General features: G+C 62.1%; 21 protein-coding genes. 15 read left to right on the top strand and 6 right to left on the bottom strand.

The features are described 5' to 3' along the window. Nucleotides 1-8 precede the first annotated feature (8 nt). The 5 genes from flgK to G7Y51_RS00740 form a co-directional block, all read right to left on the bottom strand. A complete protein-coding gene (gene flgK, locus G7Y51_RS00760; RefSeq protein WP_165174518.1) occupies nucleotides 9-2,156 on the bottom strand; it encodes a flagellar hook-associated protein FlgK in 2,148 nt (715 codons plus the stop codon). Nucleotides 2,157-2,159: 3 nt separating this feature from the next. Then, nucleotides 2,160-2,627, bottom strand: a complete 468-nt coding sequence (locus G7Y51_RS00755) for a flagellar protein FlgN (RefSeq protein WP_165174517.1) — start codon at nucleotides 2,625-2,627, stop codon at nucleotides 2,160-2,162. A gap of 239 nt (nucleotides 2,628-2,866) precedes the next feature. Continuing rightward, nucleotides 2,867-4,387, bottom strand: coding sequence for a rod-binding protein (locus G7Y51_RS00750; protein ID WP_165174516.1), 1,521 nt, complete (start codon nucleotides 4,385-4,387; stop codon nucleotides 2,867-2,869). A gap of 1 nt (nucleotide 4,388) precedes the next feature. Next, nucleotides 4,389-5,501, bottom strand: a complete 1,113-nt coding sequence (locus G7Y51_RS00745; RefSeq protein WP_165174515.1) for a flagellar basal body P-ring protein FlgI — start codon at nucleotides 5,499-5,501, stop codon at nucleotides 4,389-4,391. A gap of 151 nt (nucleotides 5,502-5,652) precedes the next feature. Next, nucleotides 5,653-6,099 (bottom strand): Cd(II)/Pb(II)-responsive transcriptional regulator, encoded by a 447-nt coding sequence (locus tag G7Y51_RS00740; RefSeq protein WP_165174514.1) that lies wholly within the window; start codon nucleotides 6,097-6,099, stop codon nucleotides 5,653-5,655. A 479-nt stretch (nucleotides 6,100-6,578) separates the two neighbouring features. Here G7Y51_RS00740 and G7Y51_RS00735 point away from each other — a divergent pair, with 479 nt between their 5' ends. From G7Y51_RS00735 to G7Y51_RS00725, 3 genes are all read left to right on the top strand, one after another. Continuing rightward, on the top strand, nucleotides 6,579-8,939 hold the full coding sequence (locus G7Y51_RS00735; protein WP_165174600.1) for a heavy metal translocating P-type ATPase: 2,361 nt from the start codon (nucleotides 6,579-6,581) through the stop codon (nucleotides 8,937-8,939). Nucleotides 8,940-8,982: 43 nt separating this feature from the next. Further along, nucleotides 8,983-10,101 (top strand): class II histone deacetylase, encoded by a 1,119-nt coding sequence (locus G7Y51_RS00730; protein WP_165174513.1) that lies wholly within the window; start codon nucleotides 8,983-8,985, stop codon nucleotides 10,099-10,101. 107 nt (nucleotides 10,102-10,208) lie between these two features. Continuing rightward, nucleotides 10,209-10,991, top strand: coding sequence for an MBL fold metallo-hydrolase (locus tag G7Y51_RS00725; RefSeq protein ID WP_165174512.1), 783 nt, complete (start codon nucleotides 10,209-10,211; stop codon nucleotides 10,989-10,991). A gap of 83 nt (nucleotides 10,992-11,074) precedes the next feature. Here the strand turns inward: G7Y51_RS00725 and G7Y51_RS00720 are convergent, their stop codons facing one another. After that, the gene (locus G7Y51_RS00720) at nucleotides 11,075-13,450 is read right to left on the bottom strand and encodes a heavy metal translocating P-type ATPase (protein ID WP_165174511.1); all 2,376 of its coding nucleotides are present in this window, start codon (nucleotides 13,448-13,450) and stop codon (nucleotides 11,075-11,077) included. A gap of 84 nt (nucleotides 13,451-13,534) precedes the next feature. Here G7Y51_RS00720 and G7Y51_RS00715 point away from each other — a divergent pair, with 84 nt between their 5' ends. The 12 genes from G7Y51_RS00715 (at nucleotide 13,535) to G7Y51_RS00660 (ending at nucleotide 25,835) form a co-directional block, all read left to right on the top strand. Beyond that, nucleotides 13,535-13,732: a heavy-metal-associated domain-containing protein gene (locus G7Y51_RS00715; RefSeq protein WP_165065317.1), complete on the top strand. Its 198-nt coding sequence runs from the start codon at nucleotides 13,535-13,537 to the stop codon at nucleotides 13,730-13,732. A gap of 152 nt (nucleotides 13,733-13,884) precedes the next feature. Then, nucleotides 13,885-15,366: a M14 family metallopeptidase gene (locus G7Y51_RS00710; protein WP_165174510.1), complete on the top strand. Its 1,482-nt coding sequence runs from the start codon at nucleotides 13,885-13,887 to the stop codon at nucleotides 15,364-15,366. An 8-nt stretch (nucleotides 15,367-15,374) separates the two neighbouring features. Further along, a complete protein-coding gene (locus G7Y51_RS00705; RefSeq protein WP_165174509.1) occupies nucleotides 15,375-16,385 on the top strand; it encodes an NAD(P)H-dependent glycerol-3-phosphate dehydrogenase in 1,011 nt (336 codons plus the stop codon). 550 nt (nucleotides 16,386-16,935) lie between these two features. Next, complete coding sequence (locus G7Y51_RS00700; RefSeq protein WP_165174508.1) at nucleotides 16,936-20,688, top strand: proton-conducting transporter membrane subunit; 3,753 nt, start codon at nucleotides 16,936-16,938, stop codon at nucleotides 20,686-20,688. Beyond that, complete coding sequence (locus tag G7Y51_RS00695) at nucleotides 20,685-21,656, top strand: complex I subunit 1 family protein (protein ID WP_165174507.1); 972 nt, start codon at nucleotides 20,685-20,687, stop codon at nucleotides 21,654-21,656. The genes G7Y51_RS00700 and G7Y51_RS00695 overlap by 4 nt, the downstream gene beginning before the upstream one ends. 220 nt (nucleotides 21,657-21,876) lie before the next feature. After that, entirely contained in the window at nucleotides 21,877-22,314 is a 438-nt protein-coding gene (locus tag G7Y51_RS00690; RefSeq protein ID WP_165065512.1) for an NADH-quinone oxidoreductase subunit B, read from the top strand. Beyond that, on the top strand, nucleotides 22,311-22,505 hold the full coding sequence (locus G7Y51_RS00685) for a hypothetical protein (RefSeq protein ID WP_165174506.1): 195 nt from the start codon (nucleotides 22,311-22,313) through the stop codon (nucleotides 22,503-22,505). The genes G7Y51_RS00690 and G7Y51_RS00685 overlap by 4 nt, the downstream gene beginning before the upstream one ends. Before the next feature lies 1 nt (nucleotide 22,506). Beyond that, nucleotides 22,507-23,088, top strand: coding sequence for a 4Fe-4S binding protein (locus G7Y51_RS00680; protein WP_165174505.1), 582 nt, complete (start codon nucleotides 22,507-22,509; stop codon nucleotides 23,086-23,088). 35 nt (nucleotides 23,089-23,123) lie between these two features. Beyond that, nucleotides 23,124-23,660: an NADH-quinone oxidoreductase subunit C gene (locus tag G7Y51_RS00675; RefSeq protein ID WP_165065338.1), complete on the top strand. Its 537-nt coding sequence runs from the start codon at nucleotides 23,124-23,126 to the stop codon at nucleotides 23,658-23,660. Beyond that, nucleotides 23,657-24,742: a nickel-dependent hydrogenase large subunit gene (locus tag G7Y51_RS00670; RefSeq protein ID WP_165174504.1), complete on the top strand. Its 1,086-nt coding sequence runs from the start codon at nucleotides 23,657-23,659 to the stop codon at nucleotides 24,740-24,742. Before G7Y51_RS00675 ends, G7Y51_RS00670 begins: the two co-directional genes overlap by 4 nt. 65 nt (nucleotides 24,743-24,807) lie before the next feature. Then, a complete protein-coding gene (locus G7Y51_RS00665; RefSeq protein WP_165174503.1) occupies nucleotides 24,808-25,185 on the top strand; it encodes a hydrogenase maturation nickel metallochaperone HypA in 378 nt (125 codons plus the stop codon). Then, nucleotides 25,182-25,835 (top strand): 4Fe-4S dicluster domain-containing protein, encoded by a 654-nt coding sequence (locus tag G7Y51_RS00660; RefSeq protein WP_241160085.1) that lies wholly within the window; start codon nucleotides 25,182-25,184, stop codon nucleotides 25,833-25,835. Before G7Y51_RS00665 ends, G7Y51_RS00660 begins: the two co-directional genes overlap by 4 nt. Nucleotides 25,836-25,958 lie beyond the last annotated feature (123 nt).

The following is a 25,958-nucleotide window of genomic DNA, read 5'->3' as shown; positions in this document are numbered from 1 at the left end:
CGCCTCGCTTATTGCTTGAGCCCCAGCAGGGTTTGCAGCATCTGATCGGCGGTGGTGATCAGCTTGGCCGCCGCCGTGTAGGAATGCTGGAATTTAATCAGATTGGACATCTCCTCGTCCATGTTCACGCCGGACACCGAGGCGGTGCGCTCCTCCAGGTCATCAGTAAGCGCGGTGTGGTACTCGGCGTTGGTTTTGGACAGACGGCGATCCGAGCCCACGATGGTGACCAGCCTGGCGTAATACTCCGAGATGGTCTGATTTCCGCTTGTCTTCCAGCATGTGGAAATTGTTACGTTTTTGTCCGCCAGCTTGCCAATTTCCTGGGCGGTTACCGGGTCGCCCACGTTGACCTGGTGCTGGCCGTTGACCTGGCCGGAGGCGATCAGATTGGTGTCCGTGTGCAATTGGCTGTTGACGGCCATATTGCCGGAATTGTCGCCGCTGAAAAAGGTATTGACGCCCAGGGCCGCCATCAGGCCCGTACTGTCCGTGCCCATGACGAAGGTCATGCCATCCGGGGGATTGGCCGCCGGATTGACTTCGATGATCAACTGCCCGGTCTGAATGCTCGCGTTGAGCGGCGGCGGCGCGAGAGGGTTGCCGTCTCCGTCCACCATGGAGTTGATGGCGTCGCGCACGTCCTCCAGGCTGTGCCGGGAAGGATCGAAATTCTGAATGCCGGGCGTGCCCGGAGCAAAGTCGAGCATGCCTGAGGAGACATACTCGCCGGTCGTCTTGTTATAAAAATGAAAGTTGACGTTGCCTGCCTGGAGCCTGTCCGAAAACGGCAGAATGGCCTGCGCCGAGCCCAGGGGCTGGCTAATCTCCTGGATCGGCTGCTGGCCCTGAAGATATGTGAGCTTGCTGAGCCCCGCGCCCTGGCTGTGGATGCGGTTGACCTCCCAGATCAGGGAGGAGGCCGTGGCGTCCAGCTCATCCAGGTAGCGCCCGCAGTTGTCGTCACGCAGGTTGAAACAGGCCGCCAGCTTGCCGCCGGTGACGCGGTCCGTGTTGTCGGTGCCGTCAAAGCGGATCTGCGGGGTGATGTTTTCCGGGCCGCGCGAGGGCTCGATCCAGTACAGGCCCTGTTTGGGCACGATGTCGAACTTGTCGCCGGTGCTGAAATCAGCGCCCGAACTGAAGGAAATCTTCAGATTCTTGACCAGCACCGGATCCACATTGCCGTCGCCGTCATTGTCGGTGATGTCGTAGCGCAGCTCCTGGCCGTTCTCGTCGCGCAGCCAGGTCCGGCCGCCGTCAAGGGAGACCCGGTACTGCGGCGGGGGCGTGTCGCCCACACTGCCGCCGTTGACGATCTCCAGGGTGTACTCGTGACTGTCCGAGCCCTGAAATTCCACAGCGCCCGTATAGCCCGATCCGATGGAAAGCCGGTTTTCGGCCTGCGGCCCCATGACCCTCAGCTCATAGGCGCTCAGGCCGTCCACCAGAGGCTGGCCGGTGGCAAGCTGCACGCGAAAGTCGCCCTTGCCTCTGTCCACGGTTTCCACATCCACCAGCGAGGAAAGCTCGCGCACCATCTGATCCCGCTTGTCCAGCAGGCTGTTGGGGTTGCTCACCCCGTCCACGGTGCTGGTGGTGATCTGCCGGTTGATGTCCGCAATGCTCCTGGCCAGATCATTGACGCGGTTCGTCGCGCTCTGGATGGAAACATCCATCTCCTGCTGAATGCTCTGGACGCCCTTTCTGGTGTTGTTGATCATGTCCACCAGATTGTCGGCATAGGCAAGCAGGCTCTCGCGGGAGGCGACATCTTCCGGACGCTGGGCCAGATCCTGCCAGGCCGTGAAGAATTTATTCAGCGAGGAGCTGACGCCCGCGCGGTTGGCCTCGTTGAAAATGTTTTCCAGCGAGGCCATGACCGTGTCGTGCTCGTTCCAGCGGGAGGAATTGGTGGCCTGCCGGATGTAGGCGCGTTCCAGAAAGGCGTCAAAAAAACGCAAAACCTGCTGGGCATTGACGCCCAGGCCCTCTTCGCCCGGCCTGCCGATGATCCCGCCGGCGTCGCGCTGATCAACGTAGCGGCGGGAATAGCCTTCGGTGTCCGCATTGGCAAGGTTGTTGCCGGTCACCGAGATCCAGGCCTGGTTGGCCGTCAGCGCGGATTGGCCGATATTGAACAAGCCGTTGAGCATGGCCTAGAGCCTCCCGGAAATGAGCGCGGCCTGGGGGTGAACCTGATAGCTCATGCCGCCTTTGCGGCCGTAGGTCTCGGCCTTGGGAGGCATGGCGCGGCTGGTAAGCGCCTGCAGGTTGCGGCTGCTTTGATCCAGCAGGGCCAGGGAAAGCTGGGCATTGCGCGAGGCCTGGCGCGAAACGCGCTGCTCGCTCTCGTCAATGGCCGCAAAACAGGAGCGCAGGGCCGAAGCCTGCTCTTCGGGCAAAAGAGCGGCATATTCCAGCACCCTGCTGCCGTTGAGCTGCCTGATCACCAGGCATTTTTCCACGGCCAGCTGGCGGATCAGCTCCTGCACGGAAAATTCCAGAGCCACCACGCCGTCCGTATTCCGCGCGAGCAGCGTCGTATATTCTTCTTCCAGCAGATCATGCAGCAACGCGAGCGCCTTGCTTTGGCGTGATAAACTTTCATGAATGATCTGGTACATATGACCTCGCTGCGTCCTTGGCGGTCATGGCATGGGCCGTGTTTTCGGCCGGGCCTCAGGTAGAAACTGCCACTTTGCCAGAATAAAGCAAAATCCATGCCGCTTTTCCGAAAGGGAGCGCGCTCACGTTTCATACAATACAGCGCGGCGGGTCTCGGCTCCCGCAGGCACAGGAAGATTTTCAAAAGAAAAAATGCCTGGGGCGTTAGAGCGGTTGCCGTTTGCAACAGCAAACCGCTCTAGCCGCGCAAATCCCCGGCTGTCAGCGGCGGGATGACATAACTGCCCGCGGCCTGGTTTCTTCCGTTGCCCGCGGCGGGCGCGGCAAGCGGCTGCATGGCCCGGACATCCTGTACGGGAGCGCCCGGAATCGGGGCCTGCCCTGAAGCCTGTGAAGTCCCGCCCGGACTTTGGGCCGCAGCCGGGCTTGCGATCGGCGCGGCCTGCGCCTGGGCCGCATGATAGGCGGCCAGCCCCGCGCCGGCGCGCTTGCCTGTGCCGGCCGCGTCCGTGTTCAAGGTGCGGATCAAGGGCTGACTGCGTCTGTTCCGCCCCTTGGGAGGAATATTGGTTGTGTAGCGTACCTTGCGGATCTGCGGGGCCGGGGCCTCTTGAGCGGCTTGCGCAACCGACGCGGGCTGCGCCTGTTGCGCGCTTTCTGCCTGCACGGCGGCCTGCCCCGGCACCTGGGCTGAGCTCGGCCCGGACGCGCTCACTGTGCCCACGGGCTGGGTGGAAAGCGCGGCAGCCGGTTGCGGCGCGGACCTGACGCCCGGCTGCATGGCTGCCTGCACGGCTGCCGCGGTGCCGATGCCCGTCTGCGCTCCCGGCCCGACCGTTGCCGCGTGCTCCCCTGTGCCGGGTGCGAGGTTTGCCGTTTCCTGCGTGGCCTGGAATGCAGGGCCCGCCTGCCGCGGCGCGCTTTGCAGCGGCGGCCGCACGCCAGAGGGGCCGAGCTTTGTGCCCGCCTCAAGCCGGGCCATGCGGGCGAGCTCCAGACCTGACGGCTCGTGCCGACGCCGCGCGCCCTGACCGGCGGGAACAACCTCAATATGCGCCTGGGCCGGAGCCGCCAGTGCCTGTTGCGCGCGCAAAGCCGCCAAAGCCTGCTCCACCTCCGGCGGATTGAGCGAAAGAGGAGACGACGTGTCGCCCGTATCCATGTTTGCCGCCGTTGCGGCGGCATGCGGCGCGCCTGCGGCCCGATCCGCTTCCAGCCCTCCGATCTGCGGCGCGACGCCTTCGTATACCGCGGCCGCCGAATCCGGATCAGCCGAAGCCGTGGAAACATCCGGGGCTTTTTGCGCTCTCCCGGCCGGATCCTCGGCCGCCGCGGGCAGAAGCGGCGCCGCGCCGGGCGTGAAAGCCGGCGCATGGCCGGTCCCGGCCGCGCTCCGGCTGGCCGAGACCAGATTGCGCGAAAGCTGGGCGTACATCATATCCGCCAGGCCAATGCCTCCGGCGCTTGTCATTTTTTTGGACAATTCCTGATCATACATGTCCTGCCAGAATTTCTCCTCGCGCCCCTGGAGCAATCCCCCCTTGGGCAGGGTATTGCGCATTTCCTGCCACATTTTCTGGATAAAAACCGACTCGAAGCCCTCGCAAGCCTCGCGCAGCTTCCTGGCCTTTTGTTCGGGGCTGAGCTTCCTGCCGTTGAGATCGCCGAGCCCGGCCAGGCGGCCTTGAAGCTCCCGGCGGGCATTTTCGTTCTGCGCGGCTTCCGGCGAAATCCGGGCGGATGTGAGGGGCGTGCTCATCTTAAATCACCTCCAGGGCCGCATGCAGCGAGCCCGACGCCTGCAGGCTGCGCAATATGGAAATCAGGTCACGCGGCGTGGCTCCAACGGCGTTCAGGCCGTCTACCAATTCCTGCAGGGTTGCGCCCTCCACCATGACAAGACGGCGATCTTCCTGGCGCACGTTGATGTCGGTCTGGGGCGTGACCACGGTCTGCCCCTGGGAAAAGGGACCGGGCTGGGAAACCTGTTCGCTTTCCTGCACGGTGATTTGCAGATTGCCGTGCGCCACGGCCGCGCGCGTGATGCGCACATCCCGCCCCAGCACCACGGTGCCGGTTTTTTCATCCACCACCACCTTGGCCGGGGTATCCGGGTTCACTTCCAGATTTTCCACCGAAGCCATCAGGGGCACAAGATTATTCTTATACTGCGGCGGAATGTCCATGCTCACGGTGCCGCTGTCCACAGCCCGGGCATAGGGGCCGCCCATGACCGAGTTGAGGCGCTCGGCAATCTGTTGGGCAGTGGAAAAATCCCCGTTGCGCATGTTCAGGGTCAGCTTGTCCTGTTGATTGAATTCAAAGGGTATGGCCCGCTCCACAATGGCGCCGCCGGGGATCAGGCCCACGGTGTTGATGTTTTTCGTAACTCTGGCCGCCGCGCCGGTGGCCGAAAAGCCGCCCACGGTCAACGGCCCCTGGGCCAGGCTGTAGGTTTTGCCGTCAACGCCCTTGAGCGCGGTCTGCAAAAGCACGCCGCCCAGCAGCGAAGTGGCGTCGCCCACCGAGGAGACGGTCACGTCGAGCCTGCTGCCGGGCTTGGCTGAAACCGGCATGCGCGCCGTGACCATGACCGAGGCCACGTTTTTGATCTTCAGCGCTCTGGAATCCACGCCCACGCCCATGCGATCCATCATGTTCTTCATGGAACTCAGGGTGAAAACCGAGTCTTTTTTATCGCCGGTTCCGGCCAGACCCACCACCAATCCGTAGCCGATGAGCTGGTTGTCGCGCACTCCGGAAAAGGTGGCGATATCCTTGATGCGCACGGCCTGGGCGGGCAGCGCCCAACAGAGCAGCACAACCGTCGCGGCAAGCCCGAAAAGATGATGGCGGGTGATTGTCAATTTCATGGCGCAAGCTCCTTGCCGGAATCCCGGCACAACGGCTTATGCAGAAAGCGTGCCCGCCATGGCCTGAGGCAGCGTCCTCCTAGCATCGCCGTGCGCGAAAGCGTTTTTCCTGAGAGCCTTTTGCTCATGCAATCAGCAAAACGTTCTACGATTATTGCGGTAATGATTTTTTACGCTTCATCTTTTGACAGTAGGTGCAATTTTCAAAACTATTCAGGCTTTTCAATATTCCGCATTCGCTCTTTTTACCGCCATCGCATTTATCATAAAGAGATTTGAGATGCTCTTTGAGATGCAAGAGATCGTTTATCTGCCTGTCAACATCCATAATGTGCTTTTTGATAAGTGTATTTATCCAATCACAACTGACTGTGGGATTATCGCTGAAGGTAAGCAAGTCACGAATTTCAGAAAGATTCATCCCATGTTGCCTGCAATGGAGAATAAATTGCAGGCGTGCAATAGCATCGTCTCCATAGAGGCGATAATTCCCCTCCGTCCGCTCCGGGGCTTTCAACAGTCCCTCTTTTTCATAATAGCGAATGGTGACGACCTGACATCCGGTCATCCTGGCAAGCTCTCCAATCTTGACTTTCATACGCTCTCCTCGGCGCGGCCTGGCATCAAAAAACATGACCTCCACTTTCCTGGCAAGAAGAGGGCAGCCGGAAAATTTTTGAAATTTTCATTCCTCCCCCTTGACTCTATAGGGACTATAGATCCTATCGTCTGCTTGTAGCAAGAACAAACAAAGGGCATCTCGTCAAAACGCCCTTGCGGAGGAACAGTATGAGCGGTGATACGCTGGTGTTATGTCCTTGTGGGGAGTACCACCCGCTCGGATTTATCTGTGAAAAGGCGCAACAACGCAAAGAAAAGCATGCAGAAGAATGCCCCCATGAAAAACACGCCGCGGACATGCAGGCCCCCAGCCATCCGGGGCATGAGCACGCGGCCTGCTGCGCTCATGATCAGCATGAGCATGAACACGCTCATGGAGAGTGCTGCGGACATGAGCACGCGGCCCCGCAGGATATTGATGTCACGGCGCTGGGCGAGGCGTCAGCGACACGCGCCATGTACCGCATCGCCAACATGGATTGTCCGATGGAGGAGGCGCTGATCAGAAAAAAACTCGCTGCTGTTCCCGGCATCACCGGACTTCAGTTCAAGCTTATGCAAAGAGTGCTTATCGTTGAGCACGAGCTTCCTTCAACCGCGACTATCGAAGCCGCGTTGAAGGCCATCGACATGGAGCCGGAATCCCTTGCCGGAGAAAAGGGAGCGGTGGCTGTTTTTTCGGTCAACGGGATGGACTGCCCTGTGGAGGAAAGGCTGATACGAAGCAAACTTGCCGGAATGCCGGGCGTGTTTGCCCTTGATTTCAACCTGATGCAGCGCACGTTGCAAGTGCGGCATGACCCTTCGGCTCTTCCGGCCATATCCGCGGCTTTGGCTTCGCTAAATATGGATGCCAGACTGCTTGATACGCAGTCCGGGGCAAGCAACGTCATTGCAGCCCCCAAAATTCCCTGGAAAAAGCTCGCCATCGCCGGGATATTCGCCGCCCTGTCGGAAGGAGCTGAGCTCGTCCATGAATGGGGAGCAAAGCCTTTCGGGCTCGACATGTCCGCATGGACGTTGGGAAGCTACCCCGTACTGGAATATCTGCCTCTGCTTTTTGCCGTCATCGCCATCGCGCTGGGCGGGCTGACAACCTACAAAAAGGGCTGGCTGGCCGTCTCCAACTTCAATCTGAACATCAATGCGCTCATGTCCGTCGCTGTCACGGGAGCCGTTCTTATCGGCCAGTTCCCTGAAGCGGCAATGGTCATGGTGCTGTTCAATCTGTCGGAAGCCATTGAGGCCAAGGCGCTGGACAGGGCGCGGAACGCCATCAAAGACCTTCTCGCGCTTGCGCCTGATACCGCCACGATAGCGCAGGAGGATGGAACCTGGCGGGAGATGGATATCCGCGAAGTGGCGGTGGGCAGTCGCGTGCGCGTGAAGCCGGGCGAGAAGATCGCGCTTGACGGCCTTGTGGTGAGCGGGATGTCGATGGTCAATCAGGCGCCCATTACCGGCGAGAGTATGCCGGTGGAAAAGACGGTCGGGAATCCCGTTTATGCCGGAACCATCAATGAATCCGGTTCGTTTGAATTTGAAGTGACCGCCGCGGCCACGGACTCCACTCTTGCGCGCATCATCCATGCCGTGGAAGAAGCGCAGGGGAGCCGCGCTCCCATGCAACGCTTTGTGGATGCCTTTGCCAAATACTATACTCCCGTTGTTTTCCTCATCTCGATCCTTGCCGCCGTCATTCCCCCGCTGTTCCTCGGCGGCGCATGGCTGGATTCCATCTACACCGCGCTGGTCGTGCTTGTCATCGGCTGCCCGTGCGCTCTGGTCATTTCCACCCCGGTCAGCATCGTCAGCGGCATGGCCGCGGCCACCCGCTACGGTATTCTGATCAAGGGCGGCATGTTTCTTGAGCAGGGCAGACTCCTCACATGTCTGGCACTGGACAAGACCGGCACCATTACCCACGGCAAACCTCGTCAGACAGACTTTGTCCGCATTGGCAAGGAAGATGAAAGCCGCATCATTTCCCTGGCGGCCAGCCTTGCCGCCCGTTCCGATCATCCCGTCTCCAGGGCTGTCGCTCAGGCTGCGGCGGAATCCGGCATCCGCTTGCAGGCGGTGGAGGATTTCGCGGCGATTCCCGGCCAGGGCGTCAGCGGTGTTATCGACGGGCAAAAATGGTTCATGGGCAATCACAGAATGGTTGAAGAGCTGAAACAGTGCTCCAACGAGCTTGAACAACAGATTTTCAAGCTTGAAAAGCAAGGGAAAACGGTTGTGGCCCTTATGAGCGAAGCCGGAGTCCAATGCCTGCTCGCTGTGGCCGATACTGTCAAAAACAGCAGCATTGAAGCCCTGCGGGAACTGAAAAAGCTCGGCGTGAAAACCGTTATGCTGACAGGGGACAATGAACACACGGCGGAAGTCATCGCCCGGCAGGTGGGCGTGGACGATTTCAAGGCCAGCCTGCTTCCGCAGGACAAGCTCGCCGTCGTTGCGCAGCTTGAGCAGAATGGCGAAAAGGTCGGCATGGTGGGCGACGGCATCAACGATGCCCCCGCGCTGGCCAAAGCCCATATCGGCTTCGCCATGGCGGGCGGCGGCGCTGATACCGCCATTGAAACCGCCGATGTGGCGCTCATGGATGACGACCTGCGCAAAATTCCCCGCTTCATCCGCCTGTCCAGATCAACGTACGCCATTCTGGTGCAGAACATCACCCTGGCGCTTGGCGTCAAGGCCCTGTTCTTCGCCCTGACCTTTACCGGCAACGCGACCATGTGGATGGCCGTCTTTGCCGACGTGGGCACGGCGCTTCTGGTGGTGGCCAACGGGCTGCGGGCCATGCGCAGGTAGCGTTGCCCCGCATCGTGAACAATCAACCTGCAAGGAGAAAAACATGTCCAAACGAAAAACAGGCCTCATGTATGCCGCAGCGTTCGCGAACTACAAGGCCGGAGATGGCTATCTCTGCCTCCCCGCGGAGTATTCTCCCTGGATCAGTACCACTGACTACTATGATACGCCGGAACGGGTGACGGAAGCCTACGCGCTGCTTGAAAAATCCGGGCTTCTCGGCAAACTCGCGAAGATCGCCCCCCGCCCTGCGACCCTTGAGGAACTTACGGGCTTCCATTCTGCCGCGTATATTGAAAAACTGAAGCGCCTGAGTGAAGGGGACGGCGGTATTGTCGGCGAAATGTGCCAGATAGGGCATGGCGGGCTGGATGTCATTGCCCAGGCTGTGGGCGGCGATCTCGCGGCGCTGGATGAAGTCATGGCGCGCCATGTGGATAACGCTTTCTGCCTTCAGCGCCCTCCGGGAGCCCATGCGGAACGCGAACAGGGCTTCGGTTTCTGCGTGGTCAACAACTTCAATATCCTCATCAACCGCGCGCGGGAAAAGTACGGCCTGAAGCGGATCATGCTCATTGACTTTGACAATCATTATAAAAACGGCATTGAGCAGGCCTGGTACGGCACGGATGAAGTTTTGTACGCCGAGGCGCATCAAAGCGGGGCCCTGGCCGAAAACAGCGCTGCGGACAAAAACGCCGACCATATCGGCGAAGGCGCGGGGCGGGGCTACAATGTGGTCATTCCCATGCCTTCCGGCGCCGGAGACGCGGCCTATGCCAAGGCCTTTGAAGAGATTATCATGCCCATTGCGGATCAATACCGGCCTGAGCTCGTCGTTCTTATCGCCGGATTCGCGTCCAATATCTTCGATCCCCTGTGCCGCCAGCAGTTGACCGCGACCGGCTACGGCAAACTTGCCGGAATCGTCCGAAACATCGCCGATCGCCATGCGGATGGCCGCCTTGTGGCCGTGCTGGAAGGCGGCAAGGGCAATTACATGTCCTTCTGCATCCTGAAGGTGCTTGAGGCCATGAGCGGCGAAAAAACGGAGGTTCCTGACCTGGTCGAAGGGCTTATCGTGCGGAACTTCCTCACGCCGGATCAGAATGCGGCCATTGCAGAGGTCAAGCGCATTCTTGCTCCATATTGGCAGCTTTGAAATGCACAGTGGAAATAATTCTGTTTTCTGATATATGACTCTTGGAAACATCTTAAAAAAAGATGTTTCCAAGAGTCATAACATTCTTGCGAAAAAAGGAGAGCAGGATGCTGTTTCAACAGATTCGTGGCGCTACGAGCTGTATCACGTTCAGCAACAAAAAATTTTTGCTTGATCCCTTTCTGGCGCCCAAGGGAAGCTGCCCTCCCGTGCCTTCCCCGTATAATAACTTTCCCAATCCTTTAGTGGAGCTGCCTCTTCCTGTCAGCGAGATCATTGCGGTGGACGCGGTTATTGTCACCCACATGCACCATTTCGACCATTTTGATGACCATGCCGCCAACGCTTTGCCCAAAACCATGCCGATGTTTGTTCAATCCGAAAAGGAAGCCGGGGATATGCGCAGCCTGGGATTTGCCAACGTGACGGCACTGACGGACGCGGGCGTCAAATTCGGCGACGTGACTCTTTACCGGACAGACGCCCTGCATGGGGACGGTGTCACAGCGGCCTATTATTACCAGAAATTCGGCCTTCCCGCTGAAGCCTGCGGCGTCGTCTTCCGCGCGCCGGGAGAAAAAGTTTTTTATGCGGCGGGCGATACGCTTTGGTATGACGGCGTGCGGCGGGCTATCGAAAAATTCCGCCCGGGAATCATTGCTCTCAACGCGGCCAACGCCCAAATGTACGACGGCACACCAATTCTTATGGGAGTTGACGGAGTAAGGGAAGTGGCGCAGGCCGCTCCTGATGCCGTACTCATTGCAACCCATATGGATGCGGTGAATCATGCCCGTGTCAACCGCGATGATTTGAAAAAATTTGCTGCTGCCAATGGGTTGGAGAAGAGACTCTCTATCCCGGATGACGGCGAAATTGTAGCCCTTTAGAGCGTTTTGCCAATGAAATCAGCCAGAGCATTTTTTGATTAAAAATATCCATTTTCAATCAAAAAATGCTCTGGCTAAACGCTCTAAACGCTCCGGGGCCTGATCTTAAAAAAGCGCAGGCGCAGGGCATTGGTGACCACAGAAACCGAGGACAGGGCCATGGCCGTGCCCGCCAGCATGGGCGAAAGCATGGGCCCGCCGAAGAGGTGCAAAAGCCCGGCGGCCACGGGCAGACCCAGCATATTGTAGCCAAAGGCCCAAGCCAGATTCTCGCGGATATTGCGCATGGTGGCCCGCGAAAGCGCCAGGGCCGTGAGTACGGCTTCCATGCCGCCGCGCATCAGCACAATGTCCCCGGCCTCGGCGCTGACGTCCACGCCCGTGCCCACGGCCATGCCCACATTGGCCAGAGCCAGAGCGGGCGCGTCGTTGATGCCGTCGCCCACCATGCCCACCACCAGGCCCTGGGCCTGCAGGCGGCGGATATAGTCGGCCTTTTCCGCGGGCAGCAGCCCGGCGGCCACCTCATCCACGCCGGCGCGGGCGGCCACGGCGCGGGCCGTGCGCTCATTGTCGCCGGTGAGCATGACCACGCGCACGCCCATTTCATGCAGCCTGGCCACCACAGCGGCCGACTCTGGCCGCAACGCGTCGGCCAGCGCCAAAATGCCCGCCAGACGGACGTTTACGCCCGTGCCCACGGCCAGCAAAAGCGGGGTTTGCCCGGCTTCGGCCAGAGCCGCCAACTGCGCCCCCGCCGTTTCGGGCACGCTCAGGCCGCGCTCGCGCAGAAAAGCCCGGTTGCCCACGGCCACCACATACTCTTGCCCCTCAAAGCGCACCTTCCCGGCAATGCCCAGTCCCGGCGAGACGTGCACGTCGTCCACCGGGCAGGGCGGGCAGCCGCGCTCGCGTGCGGCATTGATCAGGGCCAGAGCCAGCGGATGCTCGGAACGCGCTTCCAGCGCCGCGGCCAGCGTCAGCAGATCGTTCCCGTCCAGGCCGTCCACGGCTTGGGTTGTGGCCGAACCGTCGGCAGCCAGCAGCGTAATGCCGGTCAGCACGGGCTTGCCCGTGGTCAGGGTGCCGGTCTTGTCCACGGCCAGAGCCGTGATCTGCCCGGCCTGCTCCAGAGCCGCGCCGTTTTTGATCAACACGCCCAATTGCGCCCCCCGGCCCGTGCCCACCATGATCGACATGGGCGTTGCCAGGCCCATGGCGCAGGGGCAGGCCATGACCAGCACGGCCACAAAGACGGACAGGGGAGTGGTGATCGGCTCGGCGCTGAAAACCAGCCAGGCCGCGGCCGCCAGCAACGCGAAGAGCATCACTGCGGGCACGAAATAATAACTCACCCGGTCGGCCAGCCGGGCTATGGGGGCCTTGCTGCCCTGGGCCTCGCGCACCAGCCGGATGATGCGGGCCAGACGCGTGTCCTGGCCGACCTGCTCGGCGCGCATGGTCAGCGAGCCTTCCCCGTTGACGCTGCCCGCCACCAGCGTATCGCCCGGGCCCACGGCCACGGGGATGGATTCGCCGGTGAGCAGGGAAAGATCCACGGCGCTCCTGCCGCTGAGCACCACGCCGTCCACCGGCACCCGGCTGCCGGGCCTGAGCAGAAGACGATCTCCGGCGCGCACGGCGTCCACCGGCACTTCCGCCGGCGGCAGGGCGTCATCCGCCGCGTCCAGGCGCAGGGCCGTATCCGGCGTGAGACTCAGCAGCGCGCCCATGGCATCGCCCGCTTTGCGGCGGGCCGTGGCTTCCAGAAACTGCCCGAACTCGATCATGGTCAGCAGCACGGCGCAGGATTCATAATAAAGATTCATGGCCCGCATGACCGGCTCCTGCCCCAGAACGCCCAAGACCGTATTGCCGAGACTGTAGAGAAAGGCCGCGCCCGTGCCCACAGCCACCAGGCTGTCCATGTTCGGGGCCTTGTGCAGCAGGGCCGACACGCCCTCAAGATAAAAATGGCGGCCCAGCCAGACCACCGGCAGGGTCAGGACCAGTTGCGCGAGCATGAAGGCCCGGGGCGAGGCATGCGGCTCCAGCCAGACCGGCAGGGACAAGCCCAGCATATGCCCCATGGAAATGACCAGCAGCGGCACGGAAAAGCCGAGCATGGGCCAGAGACGGCCCAGGCGCTGCCGCCGATCCTCCAGGCCCTTGGCCCTGGCGGCCGCAAATTGGGCGGAAGCGTCGTCATCGGCCGCGGGAACCGCGGAAAAACCCAGTTTCGCCACACGCTCCATGACTTCCCGGCGCACAAGCTCCTCGTCGCCGGGCCTGGCCCAGACCTGCGCCTTGGCTGTGGCCAGATTGACAGCGACTTTTTCCACGCCCTGCATCTGCCCCACCACGCGCTCTATGCGCGAGGAGCAGGCCGCGCAGTGCATACCGCCAATGTCGAAACGCAAGGGGCGGATTTTGCCCCCTTTATCGCTCTGTTCGCTCATGACAAGCCTCCGGCTTGTTTTTTCAGAGAAATACGCGTAAAATGAATGCCATGAAAATGAAAACCAAATTACTTGGAGACTACTATGAAAATTTTAAAAGTCAACGGCATGCAGTGCGGCCACTGCAAGGCTGCGGTGGAGGAAGCCGCGGGCAAGGTTTCAGGCGTGAGCAGGCCTGAGGTGGATCTGGCAGCCAAGGAGCTGCGCTATGAGGAATCCGGCCCCGTTGATCAGGATGCGCTCAAGCGGGCCATCCGCGACATCGGCTTTGATCCCGAATAAAACGCGTTGCGTTGCGGCCTGCTTTCCCTCCCTGATTGCGGCCTTGCGCGGCGTATGAAATTGCGCCCGCCTTTGCGGCGCAGGGCAAGCCGTTCTTGCGCCTGCGCCGCAAAGAGCGTATTATCTTCCGCAAGAAAATCAGGAAACAGGCAGTGAAGGCACACGCAGGCAACTCCTCCGGCCCTGCCCAGGCAGTGCCGGTTTTTTCCCGGCAGTTTGCGCGCGTCACCCGCGCGGGCGGCGTGCTGACTCTGTTTGTCTGCCTCTGGCTTACCGGCAGCGCGAGCGCGCGGGCGTTTGATTCCGCTGTTTTTCCTCTGGACTTCACCACCATCCGGCTGGGAAATGCTTCGCGTGCCGTGCTGGTGGTGGGCGGCATCCAGGGCGACGAGCCCGGAGGCTTTTCCGCGGCTACCCTCCTGGCCACCCGCTATGAAATCGAAAGCGGCGCTGTCTGGGTGGTGCCCAATCTCAATTTTCCGAGCATCATCAGGCGCTCGCGCGGCCTGCACGGCGACATGAACCGCAAATTCGCCCGCCTGGACGAGACTGACCCGGAATTTCCCACCGTGCGCCGCATCCAGGAGCTGATCCGCTGCCAGGAAGTGGCCCTGGTGCTCAATCTGCACGACGGCAGCGGCTACTACCGCAGCAAGTACGAGAATTACCTCTGCAATCCGGCCCGCTGGGGGCAGTCGGTGATCATCGATCAGGAGACGCTGGAACCCGGCGTCTTCATGGGGGCGCTGGCCCGCGAGGCCGCGCAGGTGACAAAAGAGGTCAACCGCGCGCTGCTCAAACCCCGGCATGTTCTGCATGTGCACAATACCAACACCGCCGCCGGGGACAAGGAAATGGAAAAAAGCCTTTCCTACTACGCAGTGCGCCACGGAAAGGCGGCCTTCGGCCTGGAGGCCAGCAAGGAATTTCCCGTAGAGCTGCGCGCCTATTACCACCTGAACATGATCGAAGCATTTCTGCGTCAGGCCGGGGTGCGCTTCAAACGCGACTTCGCGCTGACGCCTGAAGGCGTGCGCGCGGCGCTGCGGGACAATCTGGGCGTGTCTTTTGCGGAGAATCGGATTTTTCTGCCCCTGGAGGATGTGCGCCCGGCCATCAATTACCTGCCCCTGCCCAAGGGCAGCCCGGCCAAGGCCGTGACAAGCAAGCCGATCATGGCTGTGCTGCCCTGCCCGCAAGGCCGGGACGGGGAACTCTGCATCCATTACGGCAACCGCACCATCACCCTGATCAAGCCGGACTGGCGCGAGGTGGATCAAAGCCTGGACGCTGTGCGCGTCACTGTGGACGGACGCGAGGAAGATGTGCCTTTCGGCCGCGTGCTCGGTGTGGAGGAGAGCGTACGCATCCACCCGCGGGAGGATTTCAGGGTCAATGCCATCGGCTATGACGGCGGCCGCCGCGACGAAAGCGGCACGACCCTGCGTCTGAAAGACTTCATGCCGCGTTTTTCCGTGGATCGCGGCGGCACCCTGTATCGCGTCGAAGTCTATAAAAAACAGCGTTTCAGCGGCATGTTTCTGGTGCGTTTCAATAAAAAAAACGCCCGGATGGCCACGAGCGGCGCAGTGCTGCCCGACCGGCCCGGCCCGGAATCAAGCCTGGGATTCTGAGTTGCGCCATGCCTGACCCACTACCCATGACAACGCCCATAAGCGTGGCCGGAGGCGGCAGTTGGGGCACCGCGCTGGCGCATCTGCTGGCCGCGCGGGGCCATCAGGTCACTCTCTGGCTGCGCGACCCGGCTGTGGCCCATGCCGTGAACACCCGGCATGAGAACCCCCGCTATCTCCCCGGCTTTGCCCTGGCCCCGGGCCTCAGGGCCTCTACGGATCCGGCCGTGCTGGAGCGCGATCTGCTGGTGCTGGCAGTGCCGAGCCAGCAGTTGCGCTCCTGGCTTCTGGCGCACAAGGCGCATTTCCGGCCGGGCCTGGTGCTGGTCAACGCGGCCAAGGGCCTGGAAACCGGCAGCCTGGCCCCTTGCAGCACTGTTGCGGCAGAGGCTCTGGCCGGGCTCCACCCCAGATATGCCGTGCTTTCAGGGCCCTCTTTCGCGGCCGAGGTTTTGCAGGGCCTGCCCACGGCCGTGGTGCTGGCCGCGCGCGACGAAAACCTGGGGCGCAGCCTGCGGGAAATTTTCTCCGGCGCGACCTTTCGCTGCTATTCCAGCACGGATGTGATCGGCGTGGAAATGGGCGGAGCGCTTAAAAACGTCATGGCCATTGCCGCGGGGGTCAGCGACGGCCTGAACCTCGGCCACAACAGCCGGGCCGCGCTGATCACCCGCGGCCTTGCGGAAATGAGCCGCCTGGGCGTGGCCTGCGGCGCTCGGGAGCGCACCTTCATGGGCCTTTCCGGGCTGGGAGATCTCACCCTGACCTGCACCGGGGATCTTTCGCGCAACCGGCAGGTGGGCTTGCGCCTGGGGCGCGGCGAGCGGCTGGAAGAGATAACCGGCAGCCTGGGCATGGTGGCCGAAGGGGTCAAGACCACGGCCGCCGTGCACGAGCTGGCGGCCCGCCTGAACGTGGACGCGCCGCTCACTGCCGCGGTGCATCAGATTCTTTACCAGGGCCGGCCCGCGCGCGAGGTGGTCAAAAGCCTGATGGCCCGAACCTTGCGCGAAGAATAAGCCTTCGGGCGGCGGGAAAGCCCGGCTCGCCGCCACAGGAGGCCAGGGCTGACGCATCTTCTGCGTCAGCCCTGCACAGGAGGCAAAGACGCCGTGCGCGTGTGAAAAAAAATTCATAAGCCCGTCAGGCGGCTGTACAAGCCGGTTCCAGCATTTTTCGCCTTTTGCAATCCATGCTCCCCGCTTGCGCCGCTCCCTGAAGTGGGCTAAAACAGCAGCCATCCAAGGTCAGCCTTTATGCCATGCCGTCTGTGAAAAGCTGCATTTTTTCGGACGACAAGGCGCAAAACGGAAACTGCGCGAAGCTGTCGTGAACTGCCGCGAGATCCATTTTCGCTGTGCAACGTCGCTGCGCGGGATATGACAGCTTTGCAGCAAGCGCGTTTCAGGAGATCTGACCCCAGGCATTTTATTTCACGAGCAGCTTTTCACGCAGGCGTTGCGCCTGCCCTGCCGGATCGGTCTGTCCGGCAGCCGGACCCCGGCCTTGCGGCGCATGGGTCCGGCCCGAGACGAGAGCCGGAGGAGTTCATCACTACACGGGGCGTCTATGACAACACCATTGTTCACGGCTGACGGCTTGCTTCTGCCGCTTCTGGCGGGTGCGCTCATTCTGCTGTTCGCCACGGTCAAGGCCGTGTTGCAGCGCGGCAATCCCCGCCGCCTGATCCTCTGGGGCGCATTGTATGACGCGGGCCTTGCCTGCATGGCCCTGGCCGCGCAAAATCCAGCGGCACAGACGGGCTTCTGGCTGTTCGTCCTTTTCCAGATTGCGGCCCGGCTGCTGGCACTGGCCGCTCTGGCCCGACTCGCGCCAACCGGGCGCGCCCTGCGCCCGGACGAATTGCGCGGCGCGGGGCGCAGGCTCCCCTGGTCCGGAGCCCTTTTTGCGCTGGGTCTGCTGGCCGCCGTGGGCGGTACGCCCTTTCTGCTGCCTGAGGCGCGCGCCCTGATGGTCCAGGGCCTGCTGCAAGCGGTCCCCGCAGGCGGCATGCTCTGTCTTCTGCTGGCGGCCGCGTGCGGAACCGTGTTCATCTGGCTGTATGTGGACGCCGTGCGGCGCGTCTGCCTGGAAGAATCCCAGCCTTCCGCTGATGCCGCTTCTGCGGCCACATCCGGGGCGCTGGGCGGCCTGATCATGTTTGCCCTGGCTCTGGCCGTGGCCGCCCTGGGTCTGCTGCGCGATCCGCTGACCGCGTGGCTGGGCGCGCATTTCGGCCTTGAGGTCCTGCACGCGCCCGTGCATCCGGCCTACTGGTGTTTTTACGGCGGCGCGTTCATCGCGGGTCTGGCCTTCCTCCTGCGCCTGCGCGCGGCTCCGCTGATCGCCGCCCTGTTTCCGGCCCTGGCCTTTGCCGCCGTATGGATCATCCCCAGCCCGCCCGCGGCCCGGCTCTTCCTCTCGCTGATCGTCCTGGTGGCATTGGTGGTCGGGGTCTATTCCCTGGGCTATATCCACGACGAGCGCCGGGGCTGGTACTGGTTTTTCCTGCTTCTGACCTTCGCCTCCCTGGCAGGCATTGTTTCCACTCCTGACACGGCCGCCCTGTATGGCTATTGGGAGCTGATGACCTTCGCCTCCTATTTCCTGGTCGTGCATGAAGGCAGGCGCACGGCGTTTGAGGCGGGCCTCAAATACTATGTGATGTGCGCGGGCGGCGCCCTGTTCATGCTGCCCGGCCTGTTTCTGCTCAGCCTCTTTGCCGCGGCGCCCCAGGCCGCCGCGCAGTTTCCGCTCTGGCTGCAAGCCGCTCTGATTCTCAGCCTGGCCGGTTTCGCCGTCAAAGCGGGCCTTGTGCCTCTGCATTCCTGGCTGCCCGACGCCCACCCGGCCGCGCCCTCCTCGGTGTCCGCGCCCTTGTCCGGCATCATCACCAAAATGGGCATTTTCGGCATTGTCAGCCTTGTTTTGATCAATGCCGGGCAAGCCACGGCCGGGCTGCGCGGCCTGTTCGGCCTGTCATGGTTCGGCACGGCGCTGACCGCTTCAGGCGTGGCCACCCTGGTCTACGGCGAACTCATGGCCCTGCGCCAGAACGACATCAAGCGTATGCTGGCCTACTCCACGCTGGGCCAGATCGGCGAGATTGCGCTGGTTCTGGGCCTGGGCGCCTGGCTGGCCACGGCCGGCGCGCTCTGGCATGTGATCAACCATGCGGTCATGAAGGATCTGCTCTTTCTGGGCGCCGGCGCGCTGATCATGCGCGCGGGCAGCCGCCAGCTTGAAGATCTGCGCGGCCTGGGCCGCTGCATGCCCTGGACTGTGGCCTGCATGGCGGTCGGTCTGGTGTCGCTCATGGGCCTGCCGCCCTTCGGGGCTTTCTACAGCAAATTCCTGATGATCCAGGCCGCGGTGCAGACCGGGCACATCTGGCTCGCGGCCCTGATTCTGATCGGCTCCCTGGTGGGCGCGATATACTACACCCGGATTCTGAAAACCCTGGTTTTTGTGGAGCGCCCGGCCCACCTCCCGGATGTGCAGGAGGCTCCCTTCAGCATGCGTCTGAGCCTGCTTGTTCTGGCGGCTCTGAGCCTGCTCCTGGGGCTGGCGCCGCAACTGCCCATGCAGTTGGTGCTGCCTGTGGCCTCGCTCTGCTATGCGCCCACGGCCGGCGATCCGGGCATCATCACGAGCATGAGCGTCTTCTGGCCCGTGTATGTGCTGCTGCCGGTGTTCGGCGCGCTCTTGCCCGCTCTGTTCGCGGGGCAACGCAAGCTGGCGGGCTGGAGCAGCGTGGCCGTGCTCCTGGTCACGGCTCTGCTGGTGGCGATCTACGGGCGGGATCTCGACACGCTTTCTTTCTGCTTTGCCCTGATCGTGCCCCTGATCGGCGCGCTGAATATGGCCTACGCCGTGGGCTATATGGAGCACAGCCACAGCCAGTGGCGCTTTTACTGCGCCTTCACCTGCATGTGCGGCGGCCTTGTGGGCATGGCGGCCAGCCAGTATCTGCTCAGTTTCTTCCTGTTCTGGGAAATCATGAGCTCCTGGACCCTGTACATGGCCATTGCCCAGGAAGGGGACAAGGCCTCCTTGCGCGAAGCTTTCAAGTACTTTTCCTTCAACCTTCTGGGCGCGGGCTTTCTTTTTGTGGGCATCTGCGTGCTGGGCCCCTTCGCGCCCTTTACGCCTGAAGCGCTGACCCGTTTCTCGTCCGCGCTGTCGCCGGGCGCGGCCTGGCTGGGCATGGCTCTGCTGGCCGTGGGTTTTGTGATGAAAGCCGCGCAACTGCCCTTCCGCATTGACTGGCAGATGCACCCGGCGCTCGCGCCCACGCCGGTTTCCGGCTACATCTCGTCCGTGCTCCTGAAAAGCGCGATCATCGGCCTGATCAAGCTCTTTCTGCTCCTGGGCGGCGGTTATGCCGTGGCGGGCATTCTGGGCGGCTTCGAGCAGGGCCTGATCCGCCTCGCGGTCATGTGGATCGGCGGCATCACCATTATCATGGCCGCTGTGCAGGCCCTGCGGACCAGCGGCATCAAGCTGATCTTCATTTACTCCACGGTCAGCCAGCTCGGCTATATGGTCATGACCGTGGCCGCAGGGGGCATATTGGGCTACGCGGGCGGCATGCTGCATGTGATCAACCATGTCTTCTTCAAGGATCTGCTCTTCTTGATCTGCGGAGCCGTGATGTTCGCCACGCACCGTGACAGCCTGGACGATCTCGGCGGCATCGGCCGCAAGATGCCCTTCACCCTGGCCATGTTCGCCATTGCCGGCCTCTCGCTGGTCGGCGTGCCTCCCACCAGCGGCTTCTCTTCCAAGTGGCTGATCTATCATGCCCTGATGCAGGCCGGGCAACCGTTCCTGGCCCTTCTTTCCCTGGTGGGCAGCGTGCTGACCCTGGCCTATGTGGCCAAGTTCCTGCACGCGGCATTTTTGGGCCAGCCCGCCACGGATCTGGACGAGGTGCGCGAAGCTCCGCGGGTGATGCGCGTTCCCATGGCTCTTCTTGGCCTGGGCTGCGTGCTCACCGGTGTTTTTCCGGGTCTGGCGCTTCTGCCCATCAACAGCATCTTGTCCGAATACGGGCTCATGCCCCTGGATGCAGGCCTTTCCGGCGTGCTTTCCGGGCCCGGCGCCTGGAACGCCACCGGCCTCTTCGTGATGGCGGCGCTGGCCTTCCTGGCGGGTTGGTGGTTTGTACGCCGCTTCACGCGCCTGCGCGAAATCGACGTGCATGCCTGCGGCCTGCCCCCTGAAACCGCCACCAGCCGCATGGCCCCGTCCAGCATTTACGGCGGCCTTTCAGGCCTGCCCGGCGGGGCGCGCCCCGCGCCCAAGGAGAACCGTGCATGAGCGACACCCTGCTTGCGATCCTGCATATGTGCATTTTTCCCGGCGGGCTTTTCGCCCTGGCCGTGAGCTTCTTCTTCAAAGGTCTTGACCGCCGCGTGGAGGCCCGGCTCCAGCGTCGCGTGGGGCCGCCGCTGGTGCAGCCCTGGCTGGATCTGGCCAAACTGCTGACCAAGGAAACCCTGATCCCCAGGACAGCCTGCCGTCCGGCCTTTCTGCTGGCTCCGGTCTTCGGCTTCACGGGCATGGCGGTCTGCGCGGCCTTTATTCCCATCCCCGGCGTGTTCCAGGGCCTCTTCAACATGGGCGACCTGCTGGTGATCTTCTATCTGCTGCCCATCCCGGCCATGGCCCTGATGCTGGGCGGATCGGCCTCCAGCTCGCCCTTCGGGGCTGTGGGCTTTTCCCGCGAGATGCTGCTCATGCTGGCCTATGAGACCCCGCTGCTGATGATCCTGCTGTCCGTGGCCATGCTCGTGGGCAAGGGCCTTGCGGGCGGCGCGTGGGGAGCCGAATTCTCCCTGCTCAAGATCGTCGCCTGGCAGCAGCAGACCGGCTCCTTGGGCTTTAATCCGGCCATGATCCCGGCCCTGCTGGCCTATCTGATCTTTCTGCCCGGCACCATGGGCGTGGCGCCCTTTGATATCCCGGAAGCGGAAACCGAAATCATCGAAGGCCCGCTGCTGGAGTACGGCGGCCCGCTGCTGGCGCTTTTTCAAATCACGTCCGCGCTGAAGACCTTTGTAGTTTTGGGTCTGGGGGTGGCGCTTTTCTTTCCCGGCACTATATCTGATCTGTGGCCGGTGAATCTGATCTGGTTCGTGCTCAAGTGTCTGGCGCTGATGCTGCTTTCCCTGACACTGGTCAAGTCGGCCACCGGCCGCTTCCGCATAGATCAGGCCTTTCGTTTTTATGTGACGGTGCCCACGGCTCTGGCTCTGTGCAGTTTGATTCTGGTCTGGGTCATGTAACGATACCGGCCCGGCCTTTCTCGCGCCCGGCTCCCGCGAGGGCAAAAAAGCCGGGGCACGGAGCCGGCGCAGGCCATAAAAATAAAAATAAGAATTTTTTTCTGGCGACGACAAAATTTTTTCCAAACCGGCGGGCAAGGCTTGCGACTTACGCCGGACAGACATACAGCGTCGTAGTAACATTGCCTCTGCCCTGAAGGAGACCGCTGTGGCTCTGGATATGATGCTCAAAAAACTTTCGGTGCGCTCGCCCTGGCTGTTCCGGATCAATGCCGGCTCCTGCAACGGCTGCGATGTGGAGCTGGCTACCACGGCCTGCATCCCGCGGTACGACGTGGAACGTCTGGGCTGCAAATACTGCGGCAGCCCCCGGCACGCGGATATCGTGCTGATCACCGGCCCCCTGACCACCAGAGTGCGCGACCGCGTGTTGCGGGTCTGGCATGAAATTCCCGACCCCAAGGTCACGGTGGCTGTGGGCATCTGCCCCATTTCCGGCGGGGTCTTTCGCGAGGGCTATTCCATTGAAGGCCCCATTGCCCGCTACCTGCCGGTGGACGTGAATGTGCCCGGCTGTCCGCCGCGGCCCCAGGCCATTCTGGAAGGCGTGGTGCTGGCGCGCTCCATCTGGCTGAAAAAGCTGGGGCTGGAGGAATGAGGGCCACATTGCGCCACTGGCTGAAGAGCCTGCGGCGGCCGCGCATCCGGCGTGAGAGCGCGCTTGCGGCGTTGCAGCGCCGTTCCCCGGCGGATCGGGATGTCTGCACGCGTTGCGGCATCTGTCGTCATCTCTGCGGCCTGCTGGCCGCAAAAAAGCCCCAAAGCGCCACAACTGGCCTGGAGGATTGATATGGCGGGCTTTCTGAAAGTTTTGTTCCGCAACCTGCTGGAAGGCCCCAGCACCGACCCTTTCCCCCTGGGCGAGACCTTCACCCCGGATCGCCTGCGCGGCCGGGCCAGGGTCGATCCCGATCTGTGCATGGGCTGCGGCATGTGCCGCGACGTGTGCGCGGCCGGGGCCATCAACATTACCCCTCTTGACGACGGCAGCGGCTACACTATTACTATCTGGCAGAATTCCTGCTGCCTTTGCGCCTCCTGCCGCCATTACTGCCCGACCGGCGCCATGAGCATCAGCACGGACTGGCATTCGGCCCATCCGGAAGCAGATAAATTCAAGCGTGTGGAACAGCATACCATCAAGTATGAACCCTGCGCCCACTGCGGCACGCTGATGCGGCCCATCCCCCTGCATCTGGCCGAGCGGCTGTATGCCCACAATCCGGAGCTGGATCCGGAGCTGATCCGCAGGATCTGCCCCAAATGCCGCCAGATCGAGGATGCCAAGCGCAATGCCTGCCGCCTGCCCGCCGCGGCCTCCGGCGCTGCCGCGGAGCGCGCCGTCACTTCGGCCGTGCCCACCAAAGACTGAGCCGGAGCGGAACTATGGAAAAAGAAGGACACCCTATGCAAGACCTCATCCACGGCGACGCCCGGATCATCGAGGGCATTTCCCGGCTCTGCAGCGAACCCGACGCCGTGCACCACAGTACGGACAGCTACGGCAACGCTTTTCACTGGTTCAGGCTGGACACCCCGCGCCTTTTGCCGCAGGGGGCCGCGCTGCTGCACGAGGCGGGGGCGCGCCTGACCATGATCACGGCCTACAACCGCCGCCAGTTGAGCGAGCCCATGCAGGAAGTCTGCTATCATTTCGAGCTCAAAGGCATCATTTACAACCTTACGGTGACGCTCAACGGCGAATGGCCCACCGTGCCGTCGATCACGCCGCTCTTCGCCAATGCGGACTGGCACGAGCGGGAAATGATGGAGCTCTACGGCATCAATGTCAGCGGCCACCCCAATCCGCGCCGCCTGTTCCTGGACGAAGAGCTTGACGAGGGCATTCTCAATGAGGCCGTGCCCCTCTCGATCATGATGAACGGCGCCTGTACCACTGACCTTTGGGAACGCATCCTCAAGGATAAGGAGAAGCGCTCATGAGCAGCGGCACCTTTACCATGCCTCTGGGGCCCGTGCATGTGGCCCTGGAGGAACCGGTCTACTTCCACCTCACGGTGGAAGGCGAAACCGTGCGCCGCGTGGAGCTGACCTCTGGCCATGTGCATCGGGGCATGGAGGCCATGGCCACCCAGCGCAGCCTGATCAAGAACACCACCCTTACCGAACGGGTCTGCTCGCTCTGCTCCAACAGCCATTCCTTTACCTACTGCATGGCCGTGGAGAACGTGCTGGGCATCGACATCCCGGAGCGGGCGCGCTATCTGCGGGTGCTGGCCGAGGAAATCAAGCGGGTTGCCTCGCATTTGTTCAACACTGCCATTCAGGCGCATATCATCGGCTTCAAGTCCTTGTTCATGCATGTCATGGAAGTGCGCGAAATGATGCAGGACATCAAGGAAACCGTGTACGGCAACCGCATGAACCTGGCTTCCAACTGCATCGGCGGGGTCAAGTGCGATGTGGACAACGAGCTGTTGCAGTATATTGTGAAGATGATCGCCAAGGTTGAGCCCGCTGTGGAGGAGATCCGCGAAATTTACGAGACCAACAGCATGGTGCTCGGCCGCACCAAAGGCCTGGGGCTGCTGCCCCGCGAGGACGCCGTGCGCCTCGGCGTGGTAGGCCCGGTGGCCCGCGGATCGGGCGTGCCGGTGGACGTGCGCAAGGATTCGCCCTACGCAGCCTACCCTGAACTGGAATTCAAGTCCTTCCTTGAGGAAGGCTGCTGCATACATTCCCGCACCAAGGTACGCCTGAACGAGATATTTGAATCCTTCAAGCTGATCCGCCAATGCTGCGAGCGCGTGCCTCAGGGCGCGGTGGTCGCGCCCATGCGCCAGATCCGCACGGCCGAGGCCTGCGCCCGCACCGAGGCCCCGCGCGGCGAAGTCTTTTACTATATCCGCACCAACGGCACGGATATGCCGGCCCGCCTCAAATGGCGCGTGCCCTCGTATATGAACTGGGAGGCTTTGGGCGTGATGATGCGCGACTGCAAGGTGGCGGACGTGGCCCTGATCACCAACAGCATTGATCCCTGCGTCTCCTGCACCGAGCGCTGAGGAAAGCCGCGCGGCCTGACCAGGCAGCGGTAAAGAATTACGGCTTTCCCCAAGAAAGGAGCCGCATGCACGAAGCAAGTCTGGTTCAGGGCCTGCTGGATCTGGCCCTGAAAGCCGTGGAGGAGCATAACGCGGCCCATCCTGAAAACCGCGTGGCGCGGATTCAGGAAATTGAGTGCGAGCTCGGACTGATTGCCTGTGTGGAACCCCGGACCCTGACCGGCTGCTTTGAGCTTTTTGCGGAAGGCACCCTGGCTGAAGGCGCCACGCTCAGCCTGCGCACAGCGCCTCTGGCCTGCCGCTGCACGGACTGCGGGCATGCCTTTGATTTGACCCGACGGCATTTTGTCTGCCCGGCCTGCGGCGGCGAAAACATCCATTTCAGCAAAGGGCACGGACTCACGCTCCTGGCCCTGCGCGTGGAATCCGAGGAATCATTATGAGCATGACTGAACATATCCAGGTCGTCCCGGACAAATGCCGCGCCTGCCGCCGTTGCGAGGTGGCCTGCATTGCCGCCCACCACGGCATGACGTTCAAGGAGGCCATGAAGCACCGCGACGTTCTGGTCTCGCGCGTGCAGGTGGTCAAGGCCGAGGGTTTCAAGACGACAGTGCGCTGCCATCAGTGCGATCCCGCGCCCTGTTGCAATATCTGCCCCACCGGCGCGCTGCAACAGGAGGAGGACGGCCGCATCACCATGCGCGTGCAGTTCTGCGTTGCCTGCAAAATGTGCATTGCCGTCTGCCCCTACGGCACCATTTCCCTGGACAGCATCGGCATGCCGGATCTGAGCGCGGACGACGCCGAGACCATGGCCCAGCGCACCCGCCGCGAAGTGGCGGTGCGTTGCGACATGTGCCGCGCCTGGCGTGAAGAGAACGGCAAAAAAATCACTGCCTGCATGGAGGCCTGCCCGGTGCGCGCCCTGTCCATGGTGGAGCCCGACGGCACTGTGGTGGAAGCTCCGCTGCCGGAAAAGAAAGCCGCGGCAGAAGCCAAAGAGCGCACGGAAAACACGCCCGCAGCAAAAGCCGGAGCCGCCGGGGAAATTCCGCCCGCGGCTGAAACCGGGGAAAGAACGACGCCCTAGGGCCTGTTCACGCTATTTGACGAATTATATTCATGGGGTATACTTGCCCCATGAACATAACCAAAGAACAATATGAACGCATTGCTGATTGCTTCCCCCGACAGCGGGGAAATGTTTCCCTGG

It is taken from the genome of Desulfovibrio sp. ZJ369, from assembly GCF_011039085.1.
In the GTDB taxonomy this organism is placed as follows: Bacteria; Desulfobacterota; Desulfovibrionia; order Desulfovibrionales; family Desulfovibrionaceae; genus Desulfovibrio.
The sequence above is the reverse complement of the archived record's forward strand: the minus strand, read 5'-3'. Positions and strand labels throughout refer to the sequence as shown.

Excerpts from the sequence above, each read along its gene's own strand:
- flgK (WP_165174518.1), bottom strand. The coding sequence starts at position 2,156 with ATGCTCAACGGCTTGTTCAATATCGGCCAATCCGCGCTGACGGCCAAC.
- G7Y51_RS00755 (WP_165174517.1), bottom strand. The coding sequence starts at position 2,627 with ATGTACCAGATCATTCATGAAAGTTTATCACGCCAAAGCAAGGCGCTC.
- G7Y51_RS00750 (WP_165174516.1), bottom strand. The coding sequence starts at position 4,387 with ATGAGCACGCCCCTCACATCCGCCCGGATTTCGCCGGAAGCCGCGCAG.
- G7Y51_RS00745 (WP_165174515.1), bottom strand. The coding sequence starts at position 5,501 with ATGAAATTGACAATCACCCGCCATCATCTTTTCGGGCTTGCCGCGACG.
- G7Y51_RS00740 (WP_165174514.1), bottom strand. The coding sequence starts at position 6,099 with ATGAAAGTCAAGATTGGAGAGCTTGCCAGGATGACCGGATGTCAGGTC.
- G7Y51_RS00735 (WP_165174600.1), top strand. The coding sequence starts at position 6,579 with ATGTACCGCATCGCCAACATGGATTGTCCGATGGAGGAGGCGCTGATC.
- G7Y51_RS00730 (WP_165174513.1), top strand. The coding sequence starts at position 8,983 with ATGTCCAAACGAAAAACAGGCCTCATGTATGCCGCAGCGTTCGCGAAC.
- G7Y51_RS00725 (WP_165174512.1), top strand. The coding sequence starts at position 10,209 with ATGCTGTTTCAACAGATTCGTGGCGCTACGAGCTGTATCACGTTCAGC.
- G7Y51_RS00720 (WP_165174511.1), bottom strand. The coding sequence starts at position 13,450 with ATGAGCGAACAGAGCGATAAAGGGGGCAAAATCCGCCCCTTGCGTTTC.
- G7Y51_RS00715 (WP_165065317.1), top strand. The coding sequence starts at position 13,535 with ATGAAAATTTTAAAAGTCAACGGCATGCAGTGCGGCCACTGCAAGGCT.
- G7Y51_RS00705 (WP_165174509.1), top strand. The coding sequence starts at position 15,375 with ATGCCTGACCCACTACCCATGACAACGCCCATAAGCGTGGCCGGAGGC.
- G7Y51_RS00700 (WP_165174508.1), top strand. The coding sequence starts at position 16,936 with ATGACAACACCATTGTTCACGGCTGACGGCTTGCTTCTGCCGCTTCTG.
- G7Y51_RS00695 (WP_165174507.1), top strand. The coding sequence starts at position 20,685 with ATGAGCGACACCCTGCTTGCGATCCTGCATATGTGCATTTTTCCCGGC.
- G7Y51_RS00690 (WP_165065512.1), top strand. The coding sequence starts at position 21,877 with ATGATGCTCAAAAAACTTTCGGTGCGCTCGCCCTGGCTGTTCCGGATC.
- G7Y51_RS00685 (WP_165174506.1), top strand. The coding sequence starts at position 22,311 with ATGAGGGCCACATTGCGCCACTGGCTGAAGAGCCTGCGGCGGCCGCGC.
- G7Y51_RS00680 (WP_165174505.1), top strand. The coding sequence starts at position 22,507 with ATGGCGGGCTTTCTGAAAGTTTTGTTCCGCAACCTGCTGGAAGGCCCC.
- G7Y51_RS00675 (WP_165065338.1), top strand. The coding sequence starts at position 23,124 with ATGCAAGACCTCATCCACGGCGACGCCCGGATCATCGAGGGCATTTCC.
- G7Y51_RS00670 (WP_165174504.1), top strand. The coding sequence starts at position 23,657 with ATGAGCAGCGGCACCTTTACCATGCCTCTGGGGCCCGTGCATGTGGCC.
- G7Y51_RS00665 (WP_165174503.1), top strand. The coding sequence starts at position 24,808 with ATGCACGAAGCAAGTCTGGTTCAGGGCCTGCTGGATCTGGCCCTGAAA.
- G7Y51_RS00660 (WP_241160085.1), top strand. The coding sequence starts at position 25,182 with ATGAGCATGACTGAACATATCCAGGTCGTCCCGGACAAATGCCGCGCC.